This is a genomic window from Streptomyces sp. S6 (assembly GCF_054880855.1).
This window is the reverse complement of sequence record NZ_JBTYMC010000520.1, coordinates 1-2,740: the sequence shown is the minus strand read 5'-3', so window position 1 is coordinate 2,740 and position 2,740 is coordinate 1. Positions and strand designations below refer to the sequence as shown.

General features: G+C 72.9%; 2 protein-coding genes and 1 pseudogene. All 3 read right to left on the bottom strand.

Features of this window, described 5'->3' with window-relative positions; genetic code table 11:
- Positions 1-1,073: pseudogene (locus ACVNF4_RS34640) on the bottom strand (hypothetical protein); the annotation flags it as partial.
- Positions 1,070-1,927: a DUF4132 domain-containing protein gene (locus ACVNF4_RS34635; protein ID WP_461806827.1), complete on the bottom strand. Its 858-nt coding sequence runs from the start codon at positions 1,925-1,927 to the stop codon at positions 1,070-1,072. The gene ACVNF4_RS34635 and the pseudogene ACVNF4_RS34640, both read right to left, overlap by 4 nt.
- Positions 1,840-2,298 carry an MBL fold metallo-hydrolase gene (locus ACVNF4_RS34630; RefSeq protein WP_461806828.1) on the bottom strand — a complete coding sequence of 153 codons (459 nt, stop codon included), beginning with the start codon at positions 2,296-2,298 and terminating at the stop codon, positions 1,840-1,842. Before ACVNF4_RS34630 ends, ACVNF4_RS34635 begins: the two co-directional genes overlap by 88 nt.
- Positions 2,299-2,740: the final 442 nt, after the last annotated feature.

Below are 2,740 nucleotides of genomic sequence, written 5' to 3'. Positions count from 1 at the left end.
TCACGCGGTTTCACCCCACTGAACTGATCGAGATGGGGGTCACCGCACCTGCCGTCGGCACCCCGGGCAGTACGCCGGGGGTGTACTCCAACACCAACTACCTGCTCCTCGTCGTCCTCGACCGTCCCCCCGAGCCCCGCCGGCATGATCTCCAGCAGCCGCGCCCGCACCTCGGGCCGCTGTCCGCAGAGCGTCACCAGCGTGCCCCGGTAGGCGCTCCAGAACGACGCCGGGGCCCGCACCGCCGCCGGGGAGGCGATCAGGTCGGCGACCAGGGCGCACTCCTCGGCCATCCGGTCGAGACCGGCAGCCTTGAGCAGCCCGCGCGCGTCCTGCGGCAGCGAGGCGTACGGCGGCATGCCGGCCGCGCAGCGCTCCACCGTCAACTGCCGGAACTGCGCCCAGGCCTGGGCGGGCGCGAGCCGCGCGGACAGCGCCTTCACATGCTCCTTGAGCGACTTGACGGTGAGCGCCCCGGCGAAGGCGAACTCCAGGAACACGGCCCGCTGCCGCTCCTCGTCGACCGCCAGCGCGTGCACCCGCTCCGCCTCGCGGGCCTTGCCGAAGAACGCGGCGGCGTACGTGGTGTTCTCGTACTGGAGGAAGACCCGCGCGGCCTGCTCGTAGAACGTCGGCAGGAAGTGCGGCACCGCGCGGCCCAGCCGGGCGCCCAGCTCCTCGAACCCCTCCTTGGCCGTGCCCGGCCGGGACTTGGCCTGCCGGGCGAGCCGCTCGACGTCCCTCACCAGCGCCAGCGCGTGATGCCCGTTCGCCGGGTCGTTGACCAGCGCCCAGGCCGGGAACCCGAGCGTCTCCCGGCGCACCTGCCCCACCTCGGGCACCTCGGAGCCGCGCACCAGGCCCAGGAAGTCCAGGGCGAGGTCCTCGGCCTCCCCGAGCGTCCCCGGCACCAGGCGGACGACCGGGCGGTCGTCCAGCGCGGGGTGGGTGTACGTCCGCGCGGTGAGCGTGTCGGCGTCCTCGCGGGCGGTCGTGCCCACCGGGAGGACCGCCCCCGCGTCCAGCAGGGCGCCCGCCGTGCTCTCGTCGTACCGCTTCGCCGCCCCGCTCATGCCGCCCGCTCCTCGTCCTCGATGTCGCGCCCCGCGTGGAGCGCCGCCGCCATCCGCATCCCCTCCGACCAGGCCACCGGCCCGACCTGACCGAGCTTCAGGACCCGGCCCGCCGGGTCCGTGAAGACCAGCGGCCCGGTCTCCGTCTCGGCCCAGCCGTCGTAGTCGCCCAGCCATACGCGGGCCTCGACGCTCCGGCCGTCCTCGACGACCGCGCACACCGCGTTCCCGCCGCGCACGCGGTAGCCGAGCTGGGCGGCCCGGCCGTGCAGGAACCGCAGTTGCTTGAAGACGCCGCCTGCGTACTCCTCGACCTCCGTCGCCTGCGCGTCGAGTGCCGCCGGGCGGTGCCACACCTCACGGAAGAGCTGCGGGGCGCGCTGCTCTACGCCCAGCTCCACCGCGAACTCCCGCAGCTCCTCCAGGTCTTCGAGGAGGACCGGGTGCGGCAGCCGCACCAGGCCGGGGGCGACGCGGACCGTGTCGCCGTCCAGATCGACCACTCCGAGACCCCGCGCGGGGTCCGCGTCCCGAAGGAATCCGGCCACCTCGCCCGTGTCCCACAGGACCACCAGATCGCGCAGCGTCGACCGCCACGCCGGGTCCGGCCACACGCTGAGGAGGACCTCGACCGGCACCTCCAGGGAGCGGATCATCCACCGCTCCACGTCCGCCAGGCACTGCCGTTCGTGCCGCTCCAGCCACTCCGCGAGCTGCTCCAGGCCGGCCACCGCCGGATCGTCCCTGAGCTTGGACGGAACCGATTTCAGCGCCTTCCCCGACGCGTTCCGGCACACCACCCTGCCGCCGTCCAGAGCGACTTCGTAGCCGCCCGCAGCCGACACCCACCCCATACGTGCCTCCCCAGCACCCCGCAGTGATCCACTGCTTCGCACTGTAGAGGGAGCCACTGACAACGCCCCCGGGCCCGGCCCTCCTGGGGACCGTCGGTTTCCGGCCGGGGCCGTCGGCGCTCCACCACAGGTGCGTGAAGTCGACCAGACCGTCGCCGGGTCTCCACCAGCGTGCTGATGTCCTCGGCGGTGTGCCCCGGGGTCGCGGCGAGCCGCACCGAAGGCGACAGGAGGAGCCCGTCCGCCGGGAACAGCGCCGCGTTCAGCGCGTGGTCGGGGTGGTGGTGGCTGAACACGACGTCCGTGACCTGACCGGGGCTCAGCCCCTCCTCGGCCAGCGGATCGAGGATCAGCCCCCGGTCGGCGACCATGCCGGGGGTCCACCACGAGAACGGTGTCCCCGTCACGTACGAGGCTGACGGTGCCGGCGGTGCGTGCGCCGGCGTAGCCGGGCGTCAGGATGCGGAAGGTGGCGCTCATTCCGGAACCCCAGCCGCCGGACGCGGGGGCGCACAGAGGTGTGGGAGGGCCGGAAGCGACCTTCCGGGACGATCGATGTTGTGCATAACGTTGACGGCGATGAGAAAACAGCCCTAGATTCCGTGCCGCGTCCCAGCTCCACCCGTCCACAGGAGCCGTCCGGCTCCGCACCCCGACAGGAGCCGACCCCATGCGCACCCGCCCCCGCGTCACCCTCGCGGTCAGCTCTCTTGCCGGGACGGCAAAAAATTGCCGTCCCGGCAAAACCGGCTCATCTGGTTCCCGGGTCCGCCGGGGTATGAGGTGTCGGGTGTGATGTGTGAGGTACCACCG